The sequence below is a fragment of the Micromonospora parathelypteridis genome (genome assembly GCF_014201145.1).
GTDB classification, from domain to species: domain Bacteria; phylum Actinomycetota; class Actinomycetes; order Mycobacteriales; family Micromonosporaceae; genus Micromonospora; species Micromonospora parathelypteridis.
Genome location: NZ_JACHDP010000001.1, coordinates 17,511 through 37,075 on the forward strand (window position 1 = coordinate 17,511; position 19,565 = coordinate 37,075).

A 19,565-nucleotide genomic window follows, 5' to 3' on the forward strand; every position below is an offset into this window, starting at 1 on the left:
AGCGGCGCGGGGCCGGGGACGACGGGCGGTGCGGTACGGAACTCAGCAGTGAGCGGAGAGGTCGCGCCCGGGAGCCGGTGGGCCGACAATGCTGCCGATCGTGGCGGCGGCACGGCAGCCGCACGAGCCACGACGGTATCCGTCGATGAATGAGACGTCCTGCGTCATCGGGTCCTCCTCGGGTGTCCACGCCCTGGGGTACGTCCCGACGGCCGAAGTATCCTGGCTTCCGGATCGACGCTCTTCCCCCGGCCTTCCAACCGCAGACACACGGCCGTGACTCACGAGGGGGGATCGCTCCCCGGTGACAGTGGCGGGACCGCGTCGGATTCGCACCGACTTCCTTCACTGCCGTCAGGCCGCGAATGCTGCCACACCGTCGCGCCGCCGGTCAACGCCGACCCCGGCACCGCCAGACGGGTGCACTCCATTGATTCTCGCCGATCGCAAGGCGCTCGAAGCCGCGCGTCGGAATGCCCCGGGTCAATGCGACGCACCCTTTGCTCCGCTTCACCCCGCACGACAGTGACGCCGCCTCTCGTCGCGTCAGTCGAAGCGGCGCAAAGGTTGGGCGCATGCGCCCTGGCCTGCGCCGATCGCCTCTGGGCGGTGCCATTCGGCGTGATCACCTACGATTGGCGCTCACCGGAGCAACGTCCGCGATCAATCTCGGGGGTCGATCAGCATCGTCGCCATGCGATTCCGCCACCTCGCCGGCCGGGTCTGGCTCTGTCCGGGCGATCCCGACCCGGAGGCGGTCCAGGCCGGTGTCGCCGTCGTCGCCGACGAACGCGGCAGTGTGATGATCGACGCCGGACAGAGCCCCGCGCACGCCCGCGAGATCCAGGCCGCGTTGACCGCCGCCGGCCTGCCGCAGCCGCGCTGGCTCGTCTACACCCACCACCACTGGGACCACGTCTGGGGCGCCTGCGCATGGCCCGGGGTGGAGATCGTCGGGCACGAAACGGCCACCGCGCTGCTTCGCGCGGAGGCCGCCCGACCGTGGAGTCACCACTATCTGCGCGAGCAGGTACGCGCCAATCCCCGCCTCGGCCCGAGCTTCCGGGCCCGGGCACGCGCGGTGGACTCCTGGAACGACTTCGCCGTCCTGCCGCCGACCCGGACCTTCACCGACGTGGACGAGCTGCCGGTGGGGGTTCGGCTGCGTCACGTCGGCGGCGGCCACGCGCCGGACTCGACCGTCGTGCTGGTGCCCGACTCGGGCGTGATGCTGCTCGGCGACTGCTTCTACCCACCGCCGGCGCATCTGCGCAGACCCGAGGACGGCCTCGACCTGGGCCTGGTCCGGCGCCTGCTCGACGACACCTACCACTGGTACGTGTCCAGCCACGCCGAGCCGATGACGCTTGAGCAGGCCCGCTCAGCCGTTGTGGCTGCCTGAGCAGACGAGCCTCAGCGGACGTGCCGCCCGGCGCGCGGACTGCGGCGACCCTGTGCCGACCCGCCGGGCCCCGTCACGTCGACAAGGCTCCGGCCACGAGCGCCCGGGCTGTGTCCGTCCACCAGTAGAGGACTTCCCGGCCAGATCGGCGCTTGCGGAGCAGGCCGGCATCCGTCAACACGCGCAGGTGGCCACCGACCGTGCCGAGCGGCAGTCCGGTTGCGGCGACCACCGCCGTGGTGCTGACCGGCTCGGCTGCCTGCACCAGAATGCTGCTCCGCGCGTTCCCGAGCAGGCGACGCAGAGGATCCGGTGTGGTGGATGCCGCCTCGTTGAAGATCCCCGTCACCGGATAGACGATCCCGAAGCGGTCGGGCAACCTCCAGGAGATCCAGCCTCCCCGGCAGTGCGCCGCGAAGAACGTCAGCGTCCCGCCCCGCACGTCGGACGGCGGGTAGGGCCGCTCCTCGACCTGCAGCCGTCCGTCGCCGAGCCACCGCATGCCCGGTCGCATGTCGTTGACGACCCCGGACCATCCGTCCCTGCCCAGGCGGGAGATCCGGGACACCACATCGGCACGCAGCACCGACTGCCGGCGCGGCCAGTCCGCCTCGATCGTGTGGCGCCAGACCCAGCGCAACAGGGCGGCCGTCCGGGTCGCCAACCCCGAGCCGAGTAGTTCCTGGGCCAGCGGGGAACGTACGTGGGCCAGGTCCTCACGGATGCGGTCGTCCGGAAGCGACTCCAGCTCCACGAGCTCGTCGTCCAGCGTCATGTCCGGGCGGGCGGGCGGCACCGTCAGGAAATCGGCCATCCAGGAGGACGAGATCGCGTGCGCCAGAATAGCCGCGGTCACCGGGTCGCCGTCGAGATAGCCCTGGAAGGCCTCGACATGCTGGTCCCGCCAGATCCGGTGCCACGGAAGCGGCTGAGCCCGGCGGAGGATATTCAGCGCCCCCAACGTCTCGGTGAGCTGTGACGTGCCGAAACGCGCCTGCGCCAGCACTTCGGCGTCCACCAGGAACACTGCCACGTTTCGCCTCCAGTCGAAACTCTAGGGCGGCAACGCGGACCGCTGCAAGCTCCTGACCATGCACAGCGACAGCCGACCATACGATCCGACGACCGTGAGCGCGCGGAACTTCACGGCACTGTGGGCCGGTACCGCGGTCACCAACCTGGCCGACGGCGTCGTCAAGCTGACCCTGCCTCTGGTTGCCGTCTCGATGACGGATTCCCCTGCGCTGGTTGCCGGCACCACCCTGGCCAACACCCTGCCCTGGTTGCTGTTCGCACTGCCAGCCGGCGCGCTCGCCGACCGAGTCGACCGCCGGTGCCTGATCATCAGGATGGCCGCCGCGCGCGCCCTGGTCCTCGCCGTACTCGTGGTTGGCATCCTCGCGGACATGCTGCCGCTGGCCGGCCTGTACGCGGGGGCACTGCTCCTCGGCACCGCCGAGGTGTTCGCCGACACCACCCGGATGTCGATCGTGCCGATGGTCATACCCCGCAATCGCATGGAATCCGCGTTCGCGAAGTTGACGGCGACCGAGACCGCGGCCAACGAGTTCATCGGGCCGCCTCTGGGTGGCCTGCTGGCCGCCGCCGGACTGGCCGTCGCGCTCGGCGCCGGCGGCGTCGGCTACGCAGGCGCACTGCTCGCTCTGGCAGTCATGACCGGTCACTACCGCAGCGACGGTCACCGCAGATCGGCGACGAACGCTCCCGGCCTCCGTGCCGACATCCGGGAGGGCATCCGATACGTATGGCAGGCAAGAATTCTGCGGACCCTGCTGTTGGTGGCCGGCGCGGCGAGCGGATGCTGGGCGGCCTGGATGGCGGTCATCGTCGTCTATGCGGTCGCACCCGGACCGATGGACCTGAGCCGCTCGGAGTACGGCCTGCTGATCGGCGCCCTCGGAATGGGCGGCGTCCTGGGAGCCGCCGCCGCGCCCGCTCTCACCCGTCGGCTGGGACGGCGGGTCGTCCTCGCCGCGTCAATGGCGGGCTTCGCCGTGCTGCTGGCAACGCCAGCGTTCTCCTCGTCTCCAAGGCTGATCGCGGTAACGACCTTCCTGGGCGGCGCCGGCTCCGGCGCGTGGAACGTCACCTACAGCTCGCTGCGCGCACTCGTCGTGCCCGACGAGATGATGGGGCGCTACAGCGGGGTCAGCCGTCTGACCAGCTGGGGATCAATGCCGCTCGGGGCTCTGCTCGCTGGCCTCACCGCGGAACTGGTCAGCGTAAGAGCGGTCTTCTGGGGCGGAGCTGCTCTCTGCGCCCTCGTGCTCGCCGCGACGTTACGAACGGTCACATCGCCCGAATTCCGGCAGATGGAAGCCCGCGCGACCGCCTCTCAGGAAGCTGCGCTGTGAAAACTCAGCGAGCGTGCCGTTCCGGGTGGGCTCGGTTCCACACCCGCATCCGCTCCGGGTAACCGGTGCGCGCCGCCTCGTACAGCGGCACCGCGTGCTTGCGGGCGATGGCCCCCGCCGCGCGTGGCGTGCCGGTACGGCGACGGATCCACTCGCCGTCGTGGGCGATCGCCACCACGGTGGTGTCCGTCGCGGTGGTCTCCGGCTCCAGGTAGAACTCCACCCCCTGCCGGGAGGCGATGAACGACTCCAGCGCGGCAAGATCATCCCGGGTCGCCTCCCGGTCCAGCTTCGTCGGGGTCGCCTCAGCGCCCCGTGACCGGCGGTTGAACCAGCTCATGCCCAGCCCCTCTCCTCGACGCCCCTCCAGTGCAGCACCGATTCCTGGAAATACGCTGCACGCCGGATGGGAGACACCTGACCCGTTTCGAGAACCCGGAGCTGGAACCCGCAGCGCGTGAGCGGTGTCATGGGTGTGACCGGAACGGAGGTTCCCCTGGACGACGACGCGCTCGTCACCCGCGCTCGGGCAGGTGACCTGGAGGCGTACGACCTCCTGGTCGCCCGGCACACCGCGTCCGCGTACCGGACGGCGGTGCTGCTCGGGGCGGGCTCGGACTCCGAGGACGTCACCCAGGAGGCGTTCGTGAAGGCGTACCGCAAGCTGTCCCGTTATCGGGGCGAGTCGTCGTTCCGATCATGGCTGCTCGCGATCGTCGCCAACGAGACCCGCAACCTGCACCGGTCCCGCGGTCGGCGCGACGGGCTCGTCCTGCGGGCGGCGGCGGCGAATCCGACATCGGAGGTCGCCGAGGACGGGGCGGTCAGCGCGGTCCTCGCCGGGGAGCGCCGGGCCGCGCTGGTCGAGGCCCTGCGTCAACTGCCGGTACGGGATCGCGAGGTGATCGTCTGCCGGTTCTTCCTCGATCTCAGCGAGGAGGAGACGGTGACGGCACTGGGCTGGCCCCGAGGCACGGTGAAGTCGCGTACGTCTCGGGCCCTGGCGAAGCTTCGCGGCCTGCTCGACCGCGAGGAGGTCCGGTATGGGTGACCTCGAACGGGAACTGCGCGACCTGTCCGCCTGGCTGGAGACACCCGACCCGCCCGACGTGAGCGCGCGCGTGCGCGTACGGCTGCGCAGGCCCGCGCCCCGGTGGCGCTCGATCGCCGCGGTGGCGCTCGTCGCGCTCCTGGTGGCGGTGTTACCGCCGACACGTGCCGCCATCGCCGACGCCGTCACAGGGCTGCTGCGCTTCGCCGGCGTCAGCATTGCCACCTCATCCGCGCCGACGCGGCCCAGCAGCATGCCGTCGCCGTTGCCCGGGCAGCGGGCCGTCACCCTGGACGAGGCGGAACGGGCCGTGCGGTTCCCGATCCGCCTACCGGCGAAGCTGGGTCCACCCGAGCAGGTGCTGGTCGCCGACCCCGACCCCACGGGCAACTACCGGGTGGCGACGCTGCTCTACGACGGCGGAGCGTTGCGCGTCGACGCGTTCGACGGCCATCTCAACCTGGCCTTCCACAAGGAGGCCACCCCACCAGGGGTGGACTGGGTCCAGGTCAACGGCAACTTCGCCGTGTGGGTCGACGGCCCACACGTGCTGTCGTACGTGGACCGTGCGGGAGAGGTCCGCGAAGAGACCGCCCGGCTGGCCGCCTCGACCCTGATCTGGCAGGACGACGATGTGAGCTACCGGCTTGAGGGCGCCCTCACCAAGGCCAAGGCGATCGAGGTCGCCCGGTCGCTGCGGTAGGAACCTGGCGGGCCCGGCCGGTGTCGTGAAGATACGACGGCTCGTCGACGCTCGGTCTGCTCCAGGCCGAGGTCGAGGCCGGCGTACCGGGAGGGGCGAGATGGGTGCATGGGGCAGGTTGATGCTGGCGTCGTCGATGGTCCTGCTGGCGGGGTGCACGACCACGACCAGCGGCGGGTCGGCCACGCCGACCGGCGCGACCGCCAGCGCGGGCTGCGATTCGCGGGTCGAGACGGAGTCGCTGCCCGACTGGGCGGACGCCGGGTTCAGCGGGGACGCCCGGGTACCGCACGTGTTCGGTGCGAAGGGTGACATCGTGGCGGTGCTGTTCGCTCATCCGTTGCGGCTGGACCGGAAGGACGGGTCGAACAACAAGATCCTGTGGGTGGCCCAGGCCTCCACGACCTCGCCCGACCCGACGTCACCGGCAACCCTGGTGATCACCGGGACACTGGACGGCACCGACACCAGGGTGACCCGGGAGGTCGCCGGCGGTCCCGGTCCGTCGATCATCGACATGCCGCAGGCCGGTTGCTGGCACCTCGACCTGCGCTGGTCCGGGCACACCGACACGATGGACCTGATCTACGCCCCATGAGCTGCTGCGATGCGTCCCGAGGCGTCGTGTCCGGGTCGTCCGCTGGGCGGCCTAGGCTGCCGTGGTGCTGAAGGACCCGCGGGTGGCGGCGGCCCGTAACAACGCCGAGTGGTGCGACATCGTCTGCCGCAGTCACGGGCTGGCCGGCCGTACCGACGCCGACGCCTGGTCGGTCCCCCGCCGTTCCCCGCCGTGGTATCCGGACGCGGTCACCCTGCGGCCGGGTGCCGAAGCCGAGGCGCTGCTGGCCCGGATCGACGCGGGGTCCGGCGCCTCGGTCAAGGACAGCTTCGCCGACCTCGACCTGTCCGGGTACGGGTTCCGGGTGCTCTTCGACGCGCAGTGGATCCACCGGCAACCGGCGAAGCCAGCGGTCGACGAACCGCTCGACCCGGTCGCCACGCCCGACGAGCTGGCGGCGTGGGCGGCGGCACACGGCGGCGGGGAGCTGTTCCGCCCCGCGCTCCTGGCCGACCCGCGGGTACGGGTGCTCGCCCGCCACGACGACCGAGGTGTGCTCACCGGTGGCGCGGTGCTCAACGGCGACGGAGACGGGTATGGCGTCTCCAACCTGTTCACCCACACCGACGACCCTCTGGACATCTGGCACGGAGTCTGCGCCACCCTGCCCGCAGCAACACTTGTCGGCTACGAATCCGCCCCGGACCTGACCCCAGCCCTGCAAGCAGGCTTCACCCCAACAGGCCCCCTCCGAGTCTGGCTCCACCCCTAACCCACCCCAACCCCACCCACCAACCCCGGCCCGGCCCCGTCCGTGCCCCCCTCCGCCCTGTTGATCATGAAGTTATTGCCCCGACACGCCGGACGGGATGGCAATAACTTCATGATCAACAGGGGCGGGTCGGGGCCGGGAGGGGCCGGGAAGGGCCGGGCGGGCCCGGGGAGGGCTGGAGGGGTTAGGTGAGGTCGGTCAGGTCTTGGGGGGTCAGGGGCAGGGCTGCGGCCGCTATGTTCTGGGCCAGGTGGTCCGGGTTTGCGGTGCCGGGGATGGCGAGCACGTGTGGACCCTGGTGCAGCGTCCAGGCCAGGCGTACCTGCTGTGGGGTGACGCCGTGGGCGCGGGCCACCGCCTCGACGGCCTCGCCCTGCACGCCGCTCGCCCCCGACTCCCGACCGGTGCCGGCCACCGCGAAGAACGGCACGTAGGCGATGCCCCGCTCGCCGCAGACCCGGACGAACTCGTCCTGCTCCCGGTAGGCGTCCACCCCGTAGTTGTTCTGCACGCAGACCACCGGCGCGATGCCCGCCACCTCGTCCAACTGCTCGGGCCGGACGTTGGAGAGCCCGAGGTGCCGGATCAGCCCGGCGGCACGCAACTCGGCGAGGGCCCCGAACCGGTCGACCAACGGCACCGCGCCCGGTCCCCGGCCGAGGCGCAGGTTCACCACGTCGAGTTGGTCGCGGCCGAGCCGACGCAGGTTCTCCTCCACCTGAGCGCGCAACTGCGCCGGGGTGAACGCCTCGGTGAAGCCGGCCACCGGGTCGTACCCGAAGCCGACCTTGGTGGCGATCACCAGATCCTCCGGGTACGGGGCGAGCGCCACGCGGATCAGCTCGGTCGCGTAGCGCGGCGGGCCGCTGCCGACCTGCAGGGTGCCGCCGGGCGAGACGTAGAACGCGGCCGTGTCGATGTGGTTGACGCCCAGGTCCACGGCACGGCGCAGCAGCGCGACAGCCCGGTCGCGGTCGGGATTCGCGGTGATCCGCATGGAGCCGAAGCCCATCCGGTGCACGGTGCGGTCGCCCAGGGTCCAGGTGCCCGCCGCGGCGGCGGTGATCTCGTCGGTTGGCATCCGGCGACCTTAGCCAGCACGGGTACGCGGCGCAGTCGGCCGCGCACCCGATACCGCTCGGGGACGACGTGGGTTAGTTTTTGTGTGCTGACGGAACCGTCTCGGCGGTGTGCGGCGGGCGCAGCACCCGCACCAGCAGCAGGGTCGGCAGCAGCAGCAGTGGCACCACCAGCAGCGCGCGCAGGGTGCCGACCTCGTCGCCGAGCAGCCCCAGCAACGGCGGCCCACCCAGGAACGCGGTGTAGCCGATCACCGCGACCACGCTGACCCGCACCGGCGCGTGCGCCTCCTCGTCGGCCGCCGCGCTCATCCCGACCGGGAAGCCCAGCGACGCACCGAGACCCCACAGCGCGACGCCGACGATGGCCACCGGCCCCGACCCGGCCAGCACGGCCAGGCCGGCCCCGACGACGGCGAGCCCGATGGTGCCGGTGAGCACCGGCACGCGACCCCACCGGTCCAGCGCGACCGTACCCGCGGTGCGCCCGACGGTCATTCCGACGACGAAGACACCGAAGACCGCCGCGCCGGCCGCCTCGCTCAGGTCCCGACCGTCCACGAAGGCAACGGCCAACCAGTCGTTGGCGGCACCCTCGGTGAACGCCGCCACCAGCACGAACAGCCCGATCAGCAGGGTGCGCGGCTCCCGCCAGGCGGCGAGCTGCGCGCGGCGGCGAGCAGCCGGGGTGTCGTCCGCCGGGTCCCCGGCCGCGTCGCTTCCCGCCATGGGCAGGAACTTCCGGGCGGCGAGCAGGGTGCCGGTCAACACCACCACCGCTACCGCGACGAGATGCGCGCCGACGGGCACGCCGAAGCGTGCCGCCCCGGCACCGAGCGCCGCGCCGGCCACCGATCCGAGGCTCCACGCCGCGTGGAAGCGAGGCATGACGGTACGCCCCAACCGCCGTTCCACCGCGGCGGCTTCGACGTTCATCGCCACGTCGCAGGCGCCGGAGCCGTAGCCGAACGCGGCCAACCCGAGCGCGACGATGGCGAACGACCCGGTCATCGTGGCACCCAGCCCCGCCACGGTCAGGCCGATCGCGACGAGCACGGTCGCCAGGGCCACCGTGCGGGCCGCGCCGAGTCGCTGGGCGAGCAGCCCGGAGGTGGGCATGGCGAGCAGCGCGCCGACGCTCATCGCCAGCAGGAGCAGCCCGAGCCGGCCGGCGGAGAGGTCCAACGCCTCACGGACCGCCGGCACCCGGGAGAACCAGCTACCAACGGCCAGACCGTTGAGGGTGAAGGTGACAGCGACACCGTTGCGGGCGAGCAACACAGCCCGCGAGGGCGGCGGCGCGGTGTCCGGGGCAACGGGTCGACTGGTGGGGGCGCTCACGAAGGCAGGTCCTCTTCCTCGGGGTGATCTCCTGGGACGATCGCACACCTGAGAGCGCTACCACCACAAGCGGATACGCCCCTTACCGGCGCTGGGCCGGGCGGGGCATTATGTGAGCAGGCGTTTGTCCGACCGGATGGGCCGCCGCAGGAGGCGACGATGACGACAGCGGCACACCGACCGGCCACCCTCGAGGACGTCGCGCGGGTCGCCGGGGTGTCCCGGTCCACCGCGTCGCGGGTGATCGCCGGCACGGGGTTCGCGTCGCCGGCCGCCCGGCAGCAGGTCACGGCCGCCGTCGACCAACTCGGTTACGTCCCCAACCCGGCCGCCCGGGCGCTGGTCCGCGGCGGCGGTGTGCGACTGGTCGTGGCCGCCCTGGGGACCAGCGCGGCGGTGCTGGAAGACCCGTACGTCCACCACGTGGTCGGCTCGGCCGCCCGGGTCTGCACGGCCGCCGGTGTCGGGGTGGCCCTGCACTGGCTGCCACTGGGCGACTCACGCGGCCTCGACCAGCTCGGCGCGGATCGCACCGTCTGCGGGGTGATCCTCGTCAACACCACCGAGGACATGCTGGACGCGGTGCCACGGTCGCTACGCGGCCGGGTGGTCTCGATCGGCATCGGCTCGGAGACGGTGCCATCGTTCGACGTCGACAACGCCGCCGGCACCGACGCGGTGCTGCGCCACCTGTACACCACGGGTCGCCGCCGGATCGCCATGGTGACCGGCCCCAGGTGGCTGCCCTGCGCGCAACGCCCCGTGGAGACGTACCGCCGACTCATGAGTCTCACCGGCCTACCGGAGCGGGAGCTACCCGGGGACTTCACCGCGGCACGCGGGCGGGTGACCGCCGGCGAGGCACTGCACCGCTGGCCGGACGTCGACGCGATCTACGCGATCAGCGACGACACCGCGCTCGGGGTGATCGCGGGCCTGCGTGACGCCGGTGTGCGCGTGCCGGGTGACGTCGCGGTCGCCGGCTTCGACGACATCCCGCTTGCTGGCATGACCGCCCCCGCGCTGACCACCGCGAGCCACCCGGTGGGGCGGATCGCCGTCGCCGCGGCCACGGCACTGCTGGACGGGCGCCCCGCCGCGCCGGAGACTCTGTTCCCGTCCGTTCTGGTAGCCCGCGCCAGCGCCTGAGCCCGACGGTCAGACAGGGCGGCCCGCCAGGGGTTATTCGTCAGGGCCGCCGGGTAACCGCGTCGGGCATTCCGGTGACCGCGAGGAGGATGAGCCATGCCCGACTCATCCCCGTCGTACCGGGACCCAGCGCAGGGTGCCCGGCACGGTCGGTTGACCGCCCGCCGTCACCGGCCGGTGACGGCGGCGCCCACCGGGCTCGTGCCGATGACCGGCCCGGACGGTGAGCGGCTGGCGATGGCGTACGCCCCGCAGCCGGCAACGGACACTTCGGCGTACCGGTTGGTGTTGCTCCTGCACGGTGCCGGCGGCTCGGCGCGGCAAGGGCTGGACCTGCTGCTGCCCGTCGCGGACGCGCACCACCTGCTGCTGGTCGCCCCACAGTCGTCGGCGGCGAGCTGGGACCTGATCGCTGGCGGCTTCGGGGCGGACGTGCGGCGCATCGACGGGCTGCTCGCGACCGCCTTCGACGGCTACCCGGTGCGCGACGTGACGCTGGGCGGCTTCTCCGACGGCGCCTCGTACGCGCTGTCGCTGGGCCTGGCCAACGGCGACCTGATCGACGCGGTGCTGGCCTTCTCGCCCGGTTTCGCCGCGCCTCCGGCGACTCACGGCCGTCCACGGATCTTCGTGTCACACGGTGTCGACGACCGCGTGCTGCCCATCGACGTGTGCAGCCGCCGGCTCGTCCCACACCTGCACGGCCTCGGCTACGACGTCACCTACGAGGAGTTTCACGGCGGCCACGAGGTCCCCACCGCAATCCGCGATACCGCCACCGCCTGGCTGACCACCCCACCCTCACCCTGAGGACCCCGGTGAGGACCACTCAGCAGCACTCGACCTCGGGGAGACGTCAGACTGCGGGGAGGCCCAGGGCTTCGTCGACGCGGGCGAGGACGGCGGCGTCGTCCTCAGGGTTCACGCCGCGCAGCAGGTCGATGGCCGTGGCACGAACCTGGCCGATGATCATGGCCAGTGGGAGCGTCTGCGTGGAGCCGAAGAGCTGCCCAGCGGTGTGCACGGCGGCCAGGGCGGCCTCGTCGGCCCGGGTGGCGTGCCGATCGGCGGTCTCGTCGTGCCCGTCCAGGTCGGCGGCGAGCGCCGCGCCGGCCTGCCGGACCGCCTCGGCCAGCGACCGCAGGGCGGCACCCAGCTCGGGCGGCGGCGCCGGGGTGTGCAGCCGGCTGAGTGTCACGCCGGCCCGGGCCAGCACCCGGACGTTGCGAACCACATAGTCGATCTGTCGGATCGACTCGTCCACCGACCTCAGTCGGCCAATGTGGTGGCGCCGCCGGACGTTGAGCCGCAACGCCTCACCGGCAGCCAGCACGCCGTTGCGCAGCCCGTCCACCCGGGCGTCCATCCCCCGGGCCTGCCGGAGCGCGGCGACCGCGGCGGCCTCGTCGCGGTGGTCCAGCGCGTCGGCGATCTCGCCCAGCAACCCGGCCAGCTCGTCGAAGGTTCGCCGCACCTCGGCGACCAGCGGTGCCATCGGGTGCCGGACGTCGACCAGCAGGCTGACCGCGAGCGCGACCGCGCCACCGATCAGCGCGTCGACGAAGCGGAACGGCACCAGCGACCCGTCCGGCGGCGCGACCACCACCAGGTAGAGCGCGGATACCGCAGCCTGCACCAGCGTCACGGCGGTGGCGCCGAAGGCCACCGCGAGGAGGACGGTGAGCAGGATGACGGTGAACACCGTCCAGCTGGTACCCGGACCGAGCGCCTGCACCACCAGGTCCGCGACGAGCACCCCGGCGGCGACCCCGAGAACGACCTCGACGGCCCGGCGGACGCGCTGCCCCCGGGCCTGGCCGAGAACGATCAGCGCTGCGGCTGGCGCGAAGAAGGGTTGCGGGTGCCCGAGCAGTCGGGTGGCCAGCAGCCAGGCCACGGTCGCCGAGACGGTCGCCTCCAGCACCGGCCGCCAGCCGTGCCGCAGCCGCTCGCCGGCCGTCCGCAGCCCGCTGAACCGCACCATCGCCACCCTCCCCCACACGCGCTGGCCGGGCTTCCGTGACCCGGCTCGGCACCGCGCCGTCAACCCGCGACGCCCCTGGGTGATCGTCTCCCACCACACGAAGGACCTGCTCGCCGGGGCTGCTCCGCGCCCCGCCCGGCGTGGCGGCGGGACCGGGTGACGGCCGGCTGACCCGAGCCCGCCGAATGCCGGTGTCTTGATCGCCGACCGGAGGCGGCTCGGTCAGCTCCCGGTCAGGGCGCGCAGCAGCGTACGGACCGCGGCGCTCAGGTCGGCACGGCTGGCCGCGCTCCCGGGCTGTGGGGCGCTGAGCGCGCCCGCGCCGACGAGCCGGTCGAAGAGCAGCCCGTCCACGAAGGCGACGAACTGGTCGCCCTGCCGGTCGGGGTCGGTGGCCCCGGCCCGGGTCAGCAGGTCCCGGGCCTGCACCCGCAGTCCGGTGCCGTGCTGCAGGATGCCCCGCAGTTCAGGCCGGTGCACCGCTTCCAGCAGGCAGGCGTAACGGGCCAGGGTCCGACTGCGCCCGGTGCTCAGCCAGCGGTCGAGCACCTCGGCGACGCCGACGGCGAGCCCGTCGAGGTCGTTGCCGTCGAGACGGGACGCGGGCGGCGGGGGCGGCGGGCCGGTCGGCAGGTCGTACTCCGCCAGGTCGGCCCGGTCCCGTTCGGCGAGCCGTCCCACCACGGCCTCGATCAACGCCTGTCGGGTCCGCAGGTAGGCGGAGGTGGTGCCGGACGGCATTCCGGCGCGGCCGTCGACCGCCCGGTGGGTCAGCGCTCGCATCCCACCGTCGGCGATCAACTCGATGGCCGCGTCGGTCAGTAACGCGATCCGGTTCGTGCGGGCCGTCACGGCACTCCTTCTTCCAGGGTTCCGCAGGTAGTATCACTCTTCTACAGGTGTAGAAAGGTGATCGACATGGACGACTCACACGCGGTGGTGGTCGGCGCCGGCATCGGCGGGCTGAGCGCGGCGCTCGCCCTGCACCGGCGCGGTTGGCGGGTCACCGTGCTGGAACGTGCCGCCCAGCCGCGCGAGGTCGGCGCCGGCCTGACCCTGATGGCCAACGCACTGCGCGGGCTGGACGCCCTCGGCCTCGGCCCGGCCGTGCGCCGCGGTGGGCACGCCGAGACGCCCGGCGGCATCCGGGACCGGCACGGGCGGTGGCTGTCCCGGGTGGACGGGGCGGAGATGACCCGACAGTTGGGCACCACCGCACTCGGCGTACACCGGGCCACGCTGCACCGCACCCTGCGCGAGGCGCTGCCCGCCTCGTCGCTGCGGACCGGCGCCGAGGTGGAGCACGTGGAGTCCGGCCCGGACCGCGCCAAGGTGCGCTACCAGGGACCCGCCGGCCCGCACACCATCGACGCTGACCTGGTGGTCGGCGCCGACGGCCTGCGCAGCCAGGTCCGCGCCCAGCTCTGGCCGCGACACCCCGCCCCGGTGTACGCGGGGTCGACGGCCTGGCGCGCCGCCATCGCGTTTCCCGACCCGGTCCCGGCCGCGATCAGCTGGGGTCGGGGAGCCGAGTTCGGCATGGTGCCGCTCGGCGACGGCCAGGTCTACTGGTACGGCGCGCTCAACGCCCCGCCCGGCGGCCACGCCCCCGACGAGTTGGCGGCCCTGCGGGAACGCTTCGGGGACTGGCACTCCCCCATCCCGGCGCTACTCGCGGCGACCCCACCCGGAGTCGTCCTGCGCAACGACATCCACCACCTGGCCGTGCCGCTGCCCTCGTACGTGCGGGGACGGGTGGCACTGCTCGGTGACGCCGCCCACGCGATGACACCCAACCTCGGACAGGGCGCCGGGCAGGCCATCGAGGACGCGGTGGTGCTCGGCGCGGTCTGCGCCGGCGGAGCCGAGGAGGTGCCGGCCGCCCTGGCGGCGTACGACGAGCAGCGTCGCCCGCGCAGCCAGGCCATCGCGCGGGCCGCTTTCAATGCCGGCCGGTACGGCCAGCAACTGCGCAACCCGCTCGCCGTCGCGGTGCGGGACACCGCGTTACGGCTCACCCCGGCCCGGGCCGCCCTGCGGGGCATGGCCCGCTATGCGGACTGGAGTCCTCCGGCGGGCTGAGTCGCCCCCTGGTAAGCCCGCTCCCCCACCGCCACCAGTCGGGCGTGGTCAGCGGCAGTGCCGAGCATGCCGCGCAGGCCGGCGGCGTAGGCGGTCGCGGCGTCCACTCCGAGCCGGGCGGCGAGCGCGTACTCGTCGGCCAGGGTGATGTCGAAGATGGCCGGGTCGTCAGTGGACACCGAGCAGGCGACCCCGCCGTCGGTCAGCACGGTCAACGGATGGGGGCGGTCCGCTCGGGCCACCCCGAGGCGCAGGTTGGAGGTGGGCGTCACGTCCAACACGATGCCCCGCCCGGCCAACTCGGCGACCAGCTCCGGATCGTCCACGGCACGTACACCGTGCCGGATTCGGACCGCGCCCATCGCCAGCACCTCGCGGACCGCCTCCGGCCCGGCCGCCTCGCCCGCGTGCGGCACGAACGGCAGGCCGCCGTCGCGGGCCAGGTCCACCATCCGGGTGTACGGGATCGTCGGGTGCCGCCCCTCGGCCCCGGACAACCCGAAACCGACCACGCCCCGCCCGGCGAAACGGGTGGCGACACGGGCCGCCGCCTCGGTGAAGTCGATGTCGTGGCCTCGGCAGACCTGCGGGGTCAACCCGATCGAGACCCCGTACGACTCGCGGGCCTCGGCCGCCGCGTCGACCAGGGCGGCGAGCACGTTCGCCCAGCCGTCCAACCCGAGCCGTTCCTCGGCGTCCACGATCGGTTCCAGGTGGACCGCGCCGTCGCGGGCGGCCTCCGCGGCGTAGGCCAGCAACGCACGCCGGTAGTCCTGCGGCGTACGCAGCACCACCGTCATCGCGTTCCAGGTGGCGATGAAGTCGTACAGGTCGTCGAACGTCCCGGGCGTCTCGGCCGGCACCGGGAGGCGATGGCCGCGGGCCAGCGCGGCGAGCAGCGCCGGGCGGACCGTTCCCTCCAGGTGGACGTGCAGTTCGATTTTCGGGGCGTGGCGCTGAGCCGGCGTCATCGCGGTCCTCCGGGGTGGCCGAGCGGGGGCATCCAGCCTGCCCCACCCCAACCCGGGCCGGCCTCCCCCGCGTGAGGGATCATCACCGCGAAACCGTGCTTGGCCCAAAACTCCAGGGTAGTCAATTGCGCCGTCGAAGGACCCGGTCAAATATGACAGTACGTCGGTACAATCGGCGACTGCGTTGTGACCGATCGCTGACTGCTCGTGGTGAAAGTGATCACACACACTGATCGCATGAACAGGAGAGTCAACCGCGGTAAGGCACTCCGCGTCGCGGTGTGTCTCCTTCTTCTCGCCGCACTGAGCAGCTGCATGCAACTCAACATGGGGCTCACCGTCAACGCCGACGACACGGTCGACGGGCAGCTGCTGCTGACGGCCCAGAAGTCCCTGCTGAGCCAGCGGAACAAGAACATTCAGGCGGCGTTCGCCGAGCTGCGACAGGACGTTCCCGCCCTGCCGCAGGGCGAGGAGACCGGCTATGCGGACGACAAACTCTTCGGTACCCAGATCAGTTATCACAAGGCGCCGCTGGCAGGTTTCGACACGGAGAGCGTGAAACTTGTCCGGGACGGCGATCTGTACCGTTTCACATTGCCGCTCGACCCGTCGAAATACGGCGGAAAGGTTGCGCAGCAGAATCCGCAACAGCAGCAGGCATTCCTCACGCTGATGTCGTTCGAGATCTCGGTGACGTTTCCGGGCCGCGTGATCGACAGCAATGGCACCGTCAACGGCCGGTCGGTCAGCTGGAAGGTGGACCCCAACCAGAACAAGCCGGCCGAGCTGCGGGCGGTTGCCGAGGCGCCACCTCGGCCGTCCGCCTCGCCGGCCGCCGCCAGCGACGAAGGCGGGATCGGATGTCCGCTGGTCGTCGGCGGCGTGCTCGTTGTGCTGTTGCTCGGCGCGGTGGGCGTACTCCTGTTGTTGCGCCGCCGGCGCCCCGCGGCACCGGCGGCGCCCGGCCCGACCCCGCCGCCCGGCCCACCCGCCGGCGCCCCGGGGCCCGGCTGATCCACCTGGTGGCCGGCTCAACCGGCCACGCCCGGCCCCGGCCGCCCCCGAGACGACGGCGACCGGCCACGGTGCTCCCAGCCAGGAGCGCTGACCTCACCACCATCTCTTTCCGGTCGCACCATCGCAGAAAAGGGGGATCGTCATGAACGATCTCTTCACCTGGGCAGCCCTGGGGACCATCGCCGGCGCGAGCGCCGCCACCCTGCTGGCCACCAACGTCATCGGGGGGCTGATCGGCCCCAGCGGCGACAAGCTCCGCAAGTGGATCGCCATCGTCATCGCGCTCCTGCTGTCCTATGTGACCGCGGCGTTCGCGGACGAGGCCGGTGGCGAGAAGTGGGTCATCGCGTTCTTCAACGCACTGGTCATCTTCTCCGCCGCGCTCGGCGTCAGCCAGTTCCCGCCCGGCAACCGGCAGGCGACGCCGACCCAGCTCGCGAGCGGCCGCGAGCCCAAAATCTTCCGCTCCTGGGTCTGAGGGGTGCCGTCATGATCTTCGGAATTCTCAGCGCGGCGGTCCAGGTCATCCTCGGCGCCCTGTTCGGCTTCCTCGCCGGCGGCCCGATCGGCCTGCTGATCGGCGCCGTCGTGGGCCTGCTGATCGGCGCGGTCTTCGGCTGGGCGGTGACGTCCGCCGGCGTGTACGCGCCAAACGCCCGCGGCATCTTCCTCTTCGTCGTCGACCACACCTGGAGCCTGCTCAACACGGTCGTCGGCGCCATCTACCTGGCCGTGCACCTCATCTTCGGGCACTCGCTGGACCGGCCCACCTCGTCCGGCAGCGGCCGGGTCAGCGTGGTGGAGGGGGTCTCGCCCCGCTACGCCACCACCATCGGCACCGTCTGCGCCGGCTCCAGCTCCGGCATCCAGCGGCACGAGGACGTGCACATCTTCCAGGGTCGCCTGCTCGGACCGCTCTACATCCCACTGGTGCTGGCGAACTACGTCCTGTTCACCATCGCCCCGGTGTGGCTGCTGTACCACGACCACACCAGCGCGCCGATCAACCGGTTCACCCGGTACTTCGAGATCGGTGTCTACCCGCACGTGTGGAACGAGGCCATCGCGTACCGGATCCAGGGGACGCCGCCGCGATGACCACCGACGGGCGCGGACCGATCGAGACGGCCACCGCCGAGCTGGCCGCCTGGCTGACCAGCGCGGCGGGGGAACCCGTCCCGATCGGCCCGCCCCGCACCGACGGCGCCACCGCCGGGCTCACCCTCTGGCCGCTGGAGCTGCGCCCCGCCCGGCAGACCCGCTCCAGCGGCGCGGTCCGCGAACCGTACCGGTTCACGGTCCGCTACCTGCTGTGCGTGACCGGGCCGGACGGGTTGCCCCGGCTGGACCGGGTGCTCACCGCCGCGACGAGCGACGGCAGCTACCCGGTCGTCCTGGAGGCCGGCGAGGCCGCACTGTGGACGGCGTTCGGCACGGCACCCCGCCCGGCGCTGCTGATCGACGTACCCGCACAGGTGGACCACCCCACCCCGGCCGCACCGCCGGTGCTGCAACCGCTGCGGCTGCGACAACTCGAGGTACGCGCCCTCGCCGGCCGGGTGGTCGGCCCCGAGGACCAACCACTGGCGGCGATGCGCGTCGAACTGCCCAGCACCGGTTCCGCCACCCGCACCGACCCCGAGGGCCGGTTCCTGATCGCCGGCGTTCCACACGACCCGGAGCACCCGAACCCGGTCCGGCTCCGGCTGACCGGCCGTGGGCTCGTCCTCACCGCCGACGTCGACCCCGCCGAACCCGACATCGTCATCGTCTGCGCGCCACCGACCCACTGACGCCCACCCGCACAGGAGGACCGATGCCCAGCTACTTCTCCCCCGGCATCTATGTCGAGGAGGTCCCCAGCGGCGCCCGACCGATCGGCCCGGCGAGCACCAGCATCGCCGCCTTCGTCGGCGTCGCCCCGGACCGCTCCGCCCAACTGGGCAAGGCGGTGCCGGTCAACAACTGGACGGAGTTCCTGCGGCTCTTCGCCGGCGGGGAGCGGGTGGAGAGCACCCCGTTGGCCCGGGCGGTCTTCGGTTTCCTGGACAACGGAGGCGCCCGCTGCTGGGTGGTCAACGTCGGCGACGGCGGCGCGATCACCGGCACCGGACAGCGCCGCGGCGGCCTGCAACTGCTGGAGGCCGTCGACGAGATCTCGATCATCGCCGCGCCCGGCTTCCACGACGCGGTGTCCCACGAGGCGCTGCTCAGCATGGCCGAGCGCACCCGCACCATGGTCGCGATCTGCGACCCGGCGCCGGACATCGACGACATCGCCGCGCTGACCCGGGTCGCCACGCCGTCCTCCGGCAAACCCCCCAAGCCGGCCGAGGGGGCGGGCGGAGGCTCGGGCGGTTCCGGTGGCGGCTCGGCCCAGCCGGGCGGCTCCGGCGGGCACGAGGGGGCCGCGTACCGGCCCCGACAGTCCGAGTTCGGCGCGTTCTACTACCCCTGGCTACGGGTACGCGACCCGATCAGCGGCGAGTTGGAACTCACCCCGCCGAGTGGGCACCTGGCCGGCATCTGGGCCCGCACCGACGCCCTGCGCGGAGTGCACAAGGCACCGGCCAACGAACCCGTACGCGGCGCCGTCGACCTGGGCTACCTGGTCACCCGACCGGAACACGACGTGCTCAACCCCAAGGGCGTCAACGTGATCCGCTACTTCGCCGGCGAGGGCATCCGCGTCTGGGGCGCCCGTACGCTCGCCGCCGAGGCCAGCGAGTGGCGCTACCTCAACGTACGGCGACTCAGCATCGCCATCGAACAGGCCATCGCCAACGGCACCAGGTGGATGGTCTTCGAGCCCAACGACTTCACCCTCTGGCGCTCGATCCGGCGTGACATCGGGGCGTTCCTCACCCGGGTGTGGCGCGACGGCGCGCTGCTCGGGCGCAGTCCCGAGGAGGCGTTCTTCGTCAAGTGCGACGAGGAGACCAACCCGGCGGACGTCCGCGACGCGGGCATGGTGATCGCCCACATCGGCATCGCCGTCGTCAAGCCCGCCGAATTCGTGGTGTTCAAGCTGAGCCAGTGGGCCGGCGGCACCGAGACCGAGACGATCGGAGGCTGAC

21 protein-coding genes and 1 riboswitch are annotated in these 19,565 nt (G+C 72.3%); of the genes, 14 read left to right on the top strand and 7 right to left on the bottom strand.

What is annotated here, in order from left to right:
* Positions 1-193: 193 nt before the first annotated feature.
* A riboswitch (cobalamin riboswitch) is annotated at positions 194-371 on the bottom strand.
* Positions 372-694: 323 nt separating this feature from the next.
* Complete coding sequence (locus HNR20_RS00070; RefSeq protein ID WP_184175185.1) at positions 695-1,402, top strand: MBL fold metallo-hydrolase; 708 nt, start codon at positions 695-697, stop codon at positions 1,400-1,402.
* 73 nt (positions 1,403-1,475) lie between these two features.
* Here HNR20_RS00070 and HNR20_RS00075 read toward each other — a convergent pair whose 3' ends face one another.
* Positions 1,476-2,435 (bottom strand): ArsR/SmtB family transcription factor, encoded by a 960-nt coding sequence (locus HNR20_RS00075; RefSeq protein ID WP_184175187.1) that lies wholly within the window; start codon positions 2,433-2,435, stop codon positions 1,476-1,478.
* A gap of 94 nt (positions 2,436-2,529) precedes the next feature.
* On the opposite strand from HNR20_RS00075, the gene HNR20_RS00080 reads away from it, so the two are divergent.
* Positions 2,530-3,777, top strand: coding sequence for an MFS transporter (locus tag HNR20_RS00080; RefSeq protein ID WP_184175189.1), 1,248 nt, complete (start codon positions 2,530-2,532; stop codon positions 3,775-3,777).
* Positions 3,778-3,781: 4 nt separating this feature from the next.
* Here HNR20_RS00080 and HNR20_RS00085 read toward each other — a convergent pair whose 3' ends face one another.
* Entirely contained in the window at positions 3,782-4,117 is a 336-nt protein-coding gene (locus tag HNR20_RS00085) for a hypothetical protein (protein WP_184175191.1), read from the bottom strand.
* 135 nt (positions 4,118-4,252) lie between these two features.
* Between HNR20_RS00085 and HNR20_RS00090 the strand changes: the two genes are divergently transcribed.
* From HNR20_RS00090 to HNR20_RS00105, 4 genes are all read left to right on the top strand, one after another.
* Positions 4,253-4,828, top strand: coding sequence for an RNA polymerase sigma factor (locus HNR20_RS00090; RefSeq protein WP_229687409.1), 576 nt, complete (start codon positions 4,253-4,255; stop codon positions 4,826-4,828).
* A complete protein-coding gene (locus tag HNR20_RS00095; RefSeq protein ID WP_184175195.1) occupies positions 4,821-5,531 on the top strand; it encodes a hypothetical protein in 711 nt (236 codons plus the stop codon). Before HNR20_RS00090 ends, HNR20_RS00095 begins: the two co-directional genes overlap by 8 nt.
* Before the next feature lie 100 nt (positions 5,532-5,631).
* A complete protein-coding gene (locus HNR20_RS00100) occupies positions 5,632-6,129 on the top strand; it encodes a hypothetical protein (protein WP_184175197.1) in 498 nt (165 codons plus the stop codon).
* Between the two features lie 64 nt (positions 6,130-6,193).
* On the top strand, positions 6,194-6,862 hold the full coding sequence (locus HNR20_RS00105) for a hypothetical protein (protein ID WP_184175199.1): 669 nt from the start codon (positions 6,194-6,196) through the stop codon (positions 6,860-6,862).
* Between the two features lie 184 nt (positions 6,863-7,046).
* On the opposite strand, the gene HNR20_RS00110 is transcribed toward HNR20_RS00105, so the two are convergent.
* Together HNR20_RS00110 and HNR20_RS00115 are read right to left on the bottom strand one after the other, a co-directional pair.
* Positions 7,047-7,943: an aldo/keto reductase gene (locus HNR20_RS00110; RefSeq protein ID WP_184175201.1), complete on the bottom strand. Its 897-nt coding sequence runs from the start codon at positions 7,941-7,943 to the stop codon at positions 7,047-7,049.
* A 73-nt stretch (positions 7,944-8,016) separates the two neighbouring features.
* Positions 8,017-9,282 carry an MFS transporter gene (locus HNR20_RS00115; RefSeq protein ID WP_184175203.1) on the bottom strand — a complete coding sequence of 422 codons (1,266 nt, stop codon included), beginning with the start codon at positions 9,280-9,282 and terminating at the stop codon, positions 8,017-8,019.
* 159 nt (positions 9,283-9,441) lie between these two features.
* On the opposite strand from HNR20_RS00115, the gene HNR20_RS00120 reads away from it, so the two are divergent.
* Both HNR20_RS00120 and HNR20_RS00125 read left to right on the top strand, forming a co-directional pair.
* Positions 9,442-10,431, top strand: a complete 990-nt coding sequence (locus tag HNR20_RS00120; RefSeq protein WP_184175205.1) for a LacI family DNA-binding transcriptional regulator — start codon at positions 9,442-9,444, stop codon at positions 10,429-10,431.
* A gap of 96 nt (positions 10,432-10,527) precedes the next feature.
* Positions 10,528-11,241 carry an alpha/beta hydrolase gene (locus HNR20_RS00125; RefSeq protein ID WP_184175207.1) on the top strand — a complete coding sequence of 238 codons (714 nt, stop codon included), beginning with the start codon at positions 10,528-10,530 and terminating at the stop codon, positions 11,239-11,241.
* Positions 11,242-11,287: 46 nt separating this feature from the next.
* Here HNR20_RS00125 and HNR20_RS00130 read toward each other — a convergent pair whose 3' ends face one another.
* Positions 11,288-12,415, bottom strand: a complete 1,128-nt coding sequence (locus tag HNR20_RS00130; protein ID WP_184175209.1) for an FUSC family protein — start codon at positions 12,413-12,415, stop codon at positions 11,288-11,290.
* A 222-nt stretch (positions 12,416-12,637) separates the two neighbouring features.
* Positions 12,638-13,267, bottom strand: coding sequence for a TetR/AcrR family transcriptional regulator (locus HNR20_RS00135; RefSeq protein WP_229687408.1), 630 nt, complete (start codon positions 13,265-13,267; stop codon positions 12,638-12,640).
* A 66-nt stretch (positions 13,268-13,333) separates the two neighbouring features.
* Here HNR20_RS00135 and HNR20_RS00140 point away from each other — a divergent pair, with 66 nt between their 5' ends.
* Positions 13,334-14,497, top strand: coding sequence for an FAD-dependent oxidoreductase (locus HNR20_RS00140; protein WP_184175211.1), 1,164 nt, complete (start codon positions 13,334-13,336; stop codon positions 14,495-14,497).
* Here HNR20_RS00140 and HNR20_RS00145 read toward each other — a convergent pair.
* Complete coding sequence (locus HNR20_RS00145; RefSeq protein ID WP_184175213.1) at positions 14,467-15,468, bottom strand: adenosine deaminase family protein; 1,002 nt, start codon at positions 15,466-15,468, stop codon at positions 14,467-14,469. The two genes, HNR20_RS00140 and HNR20_RS00145, sit on opposite strands and share 31 nt — an antisense overlap.
* Before the next feature lie 327 nt (positions 15,469-15,795).
* On the opposite strand from HNR20_RS00145, the gene HNR20_RS00150 reads away from it, so the two are divergent.
* The 5 genes from HNR20_RS00150 to HNR20_RS00170 all read left to right on the top strand — a co-directional run bounded on the left by HNR20_RS00150 (position 15,796) and on the right by HNR20_RS00170 (position 19,564).
* Positions 15,796-16,485 carry an LppM family (lipo)protein gene (locus tag HNR20_RS00150; protein ID WP_229687407.1) on the top strand — a complete coding sequence of 230 codons (690 nt, stop codon included), beginning with the start codon at positions 15,796-15,798 and terminating at the stop codon, positions 16,483-16,485.
* Between the two features lie 145 nt (positions 16,486-16,630).
* A complete protein-coding gene (locus HNR20_RS00155) occupies positions 16,631-16,966 on the top strand; it encodes a hypothetical protein (RefSeq protein ID WP_184175215.1) in 336 nt (111 codons plus the stop codon).
* An 11-nt stretch (positions 16,967-16,977) separates the two neighbouring features.
* Positions 16,978-17,586, top strand: a complete 609-nt coding sequence (locus HNR20_RS00160; RefSeq protein ID WP_184175217.1) for a glycine zipper family protein — start codon at positions 16,978-16,980, stop codon at positions 17,584-17,586.
* Complete coding sequence (locus HNR20_RS00165; RefSeq protein ID WP_184175219.1) at positions 17,583-18,281, top strand: carboxypeptidase regulatory-like domain-containing protein; 699 nt, start codon at positions 17,583-17,585, stop codon at positions 18,279-18,281. The genes HNR20_RS00160 and HNR20_RS00165 overlap by 4 nt, the downstream gene beginning before the upstream one ends.
* A 23-nt stretch (positions 18,282-18,304) precedes the next feature.
* Positions 18,305-19,564, top strand: a complete 1,260-nt coding sequence (locus tag HNR20_RS00170) for a phage tail sheath family protein (RefSeq protein ID WP_184175221.1) — start codon at positions 18,305-18,307, stop codon at positions 19,562-19,564.
* The last annotated feature ends 1 nt before the right edge of the window (position 19,565 follow it).

Bases quoted from the DNA above. Each gene is read 5' to 3' on its own strand.
- HNR20_RS00070 (WP_184175185.1), top strand. From the start codon at position 695: ATGCGATTCCGCCACCTCGCCGGCCGGGTCTGGCTCTGTCCGGGCGAT.
- HNR20_RS00085 (WP_184175191.1), bottom strand. From the start codon at position 4,117: ATGAGCTGGTTCAACCGCCGGTCACGGGGCGCTGAGGCGACCCCGACG.
- HNR20_RS00095 (WP_184175195.1), top strand. From the start codon at position 4,821: ATGGGTGACCTCGAACGGGAACTGCGCGACCTGTCCGCCTGGCTGGAG.
- HNR20_RS00100 (WP_184175197.1), top strand. From the start codon at position 5,632: ATGGGTGCATGGGGCAGGTTGATGCTGGCGTCGTCGATGGTCCTGCTG.
- HNR20_RS00110 (WP_184175201.1), bottom strand. From the start codon at position 7,943: ATGCCAACCGACGAGATCACCGCCGCCGCGGCGGGCACCTGGACCCTG.
- HNR20_RS00120 (WP_184175205.1), top strand. From the start codon at position 9,442: ATGACGACAGCGGCACACCGACCGGCCACCCTCGAGGACGTCGCGCGG.
- HNR20_RS00125 (WP_184175207.1), top strand. From the start codon at position 10,528: ATGCCCGACTCATCCCCGTCGTACCGGGACCCAGCGCAGGGTGCCCGG.
- HNR20_RS00130 (WP_184175209.1), bottom strand. From the start codon at position 12,415: ATGGTGCGGTTCAGCGGGCTGCGGACGGCCGGCGAGCGGCTGCGGCAC.
- HNR20_RS00140 (WP_184175211.1), top strand. From the start codon at position 13,334: ATGGACGACTCACACGCGGTGGTGGTCGGCGCCGGCATCGGCGGGCTG.
- HNR20_RS00145 (WP_184175213.1), bottom strand. From the start codon at position 15,468: ATGACGCCGGCTCAGCGCCACGCCCCGAAAATCGAACTGCACGTCCAC.
- HNR20_RS00150 (WP_229687407.1), top strand. From the start codon at position 15,796: ATGGGGCTCACCGTCAACGCCGACGACACGGTCGACGGGCAGCTGCTG.
- HNR20_RS00155 (WP_184175215.1), top strand. From the start codon at position 16,631: ATGAACGATCTCTTCACCTGGGCAGCCCTGGGGACCATCGCCGGCGCG.
- HNR20_RS00160 (WP_184175217.1), top strand. From the start codon at position 16,978: ATGATCTTCGGAATTCTCAGCGCGGCGGTCCAGGTCATCCTCGGCGCC.
- HNR20_RS00165 (WP_184175219.1), top strand. From the start codon at position 17,583: ATGACCACCGACGGGCGCGGACCGATCGAGACGGCCACCGCCGAGCTG.
- HNR20_RS00170 (WP_184175221.1), top strand. From the start codon at position 18,305: ATGCCCAGCTACTTCTCCCCCGGCATCTATGTCGAGGAGGTCCCCAGC.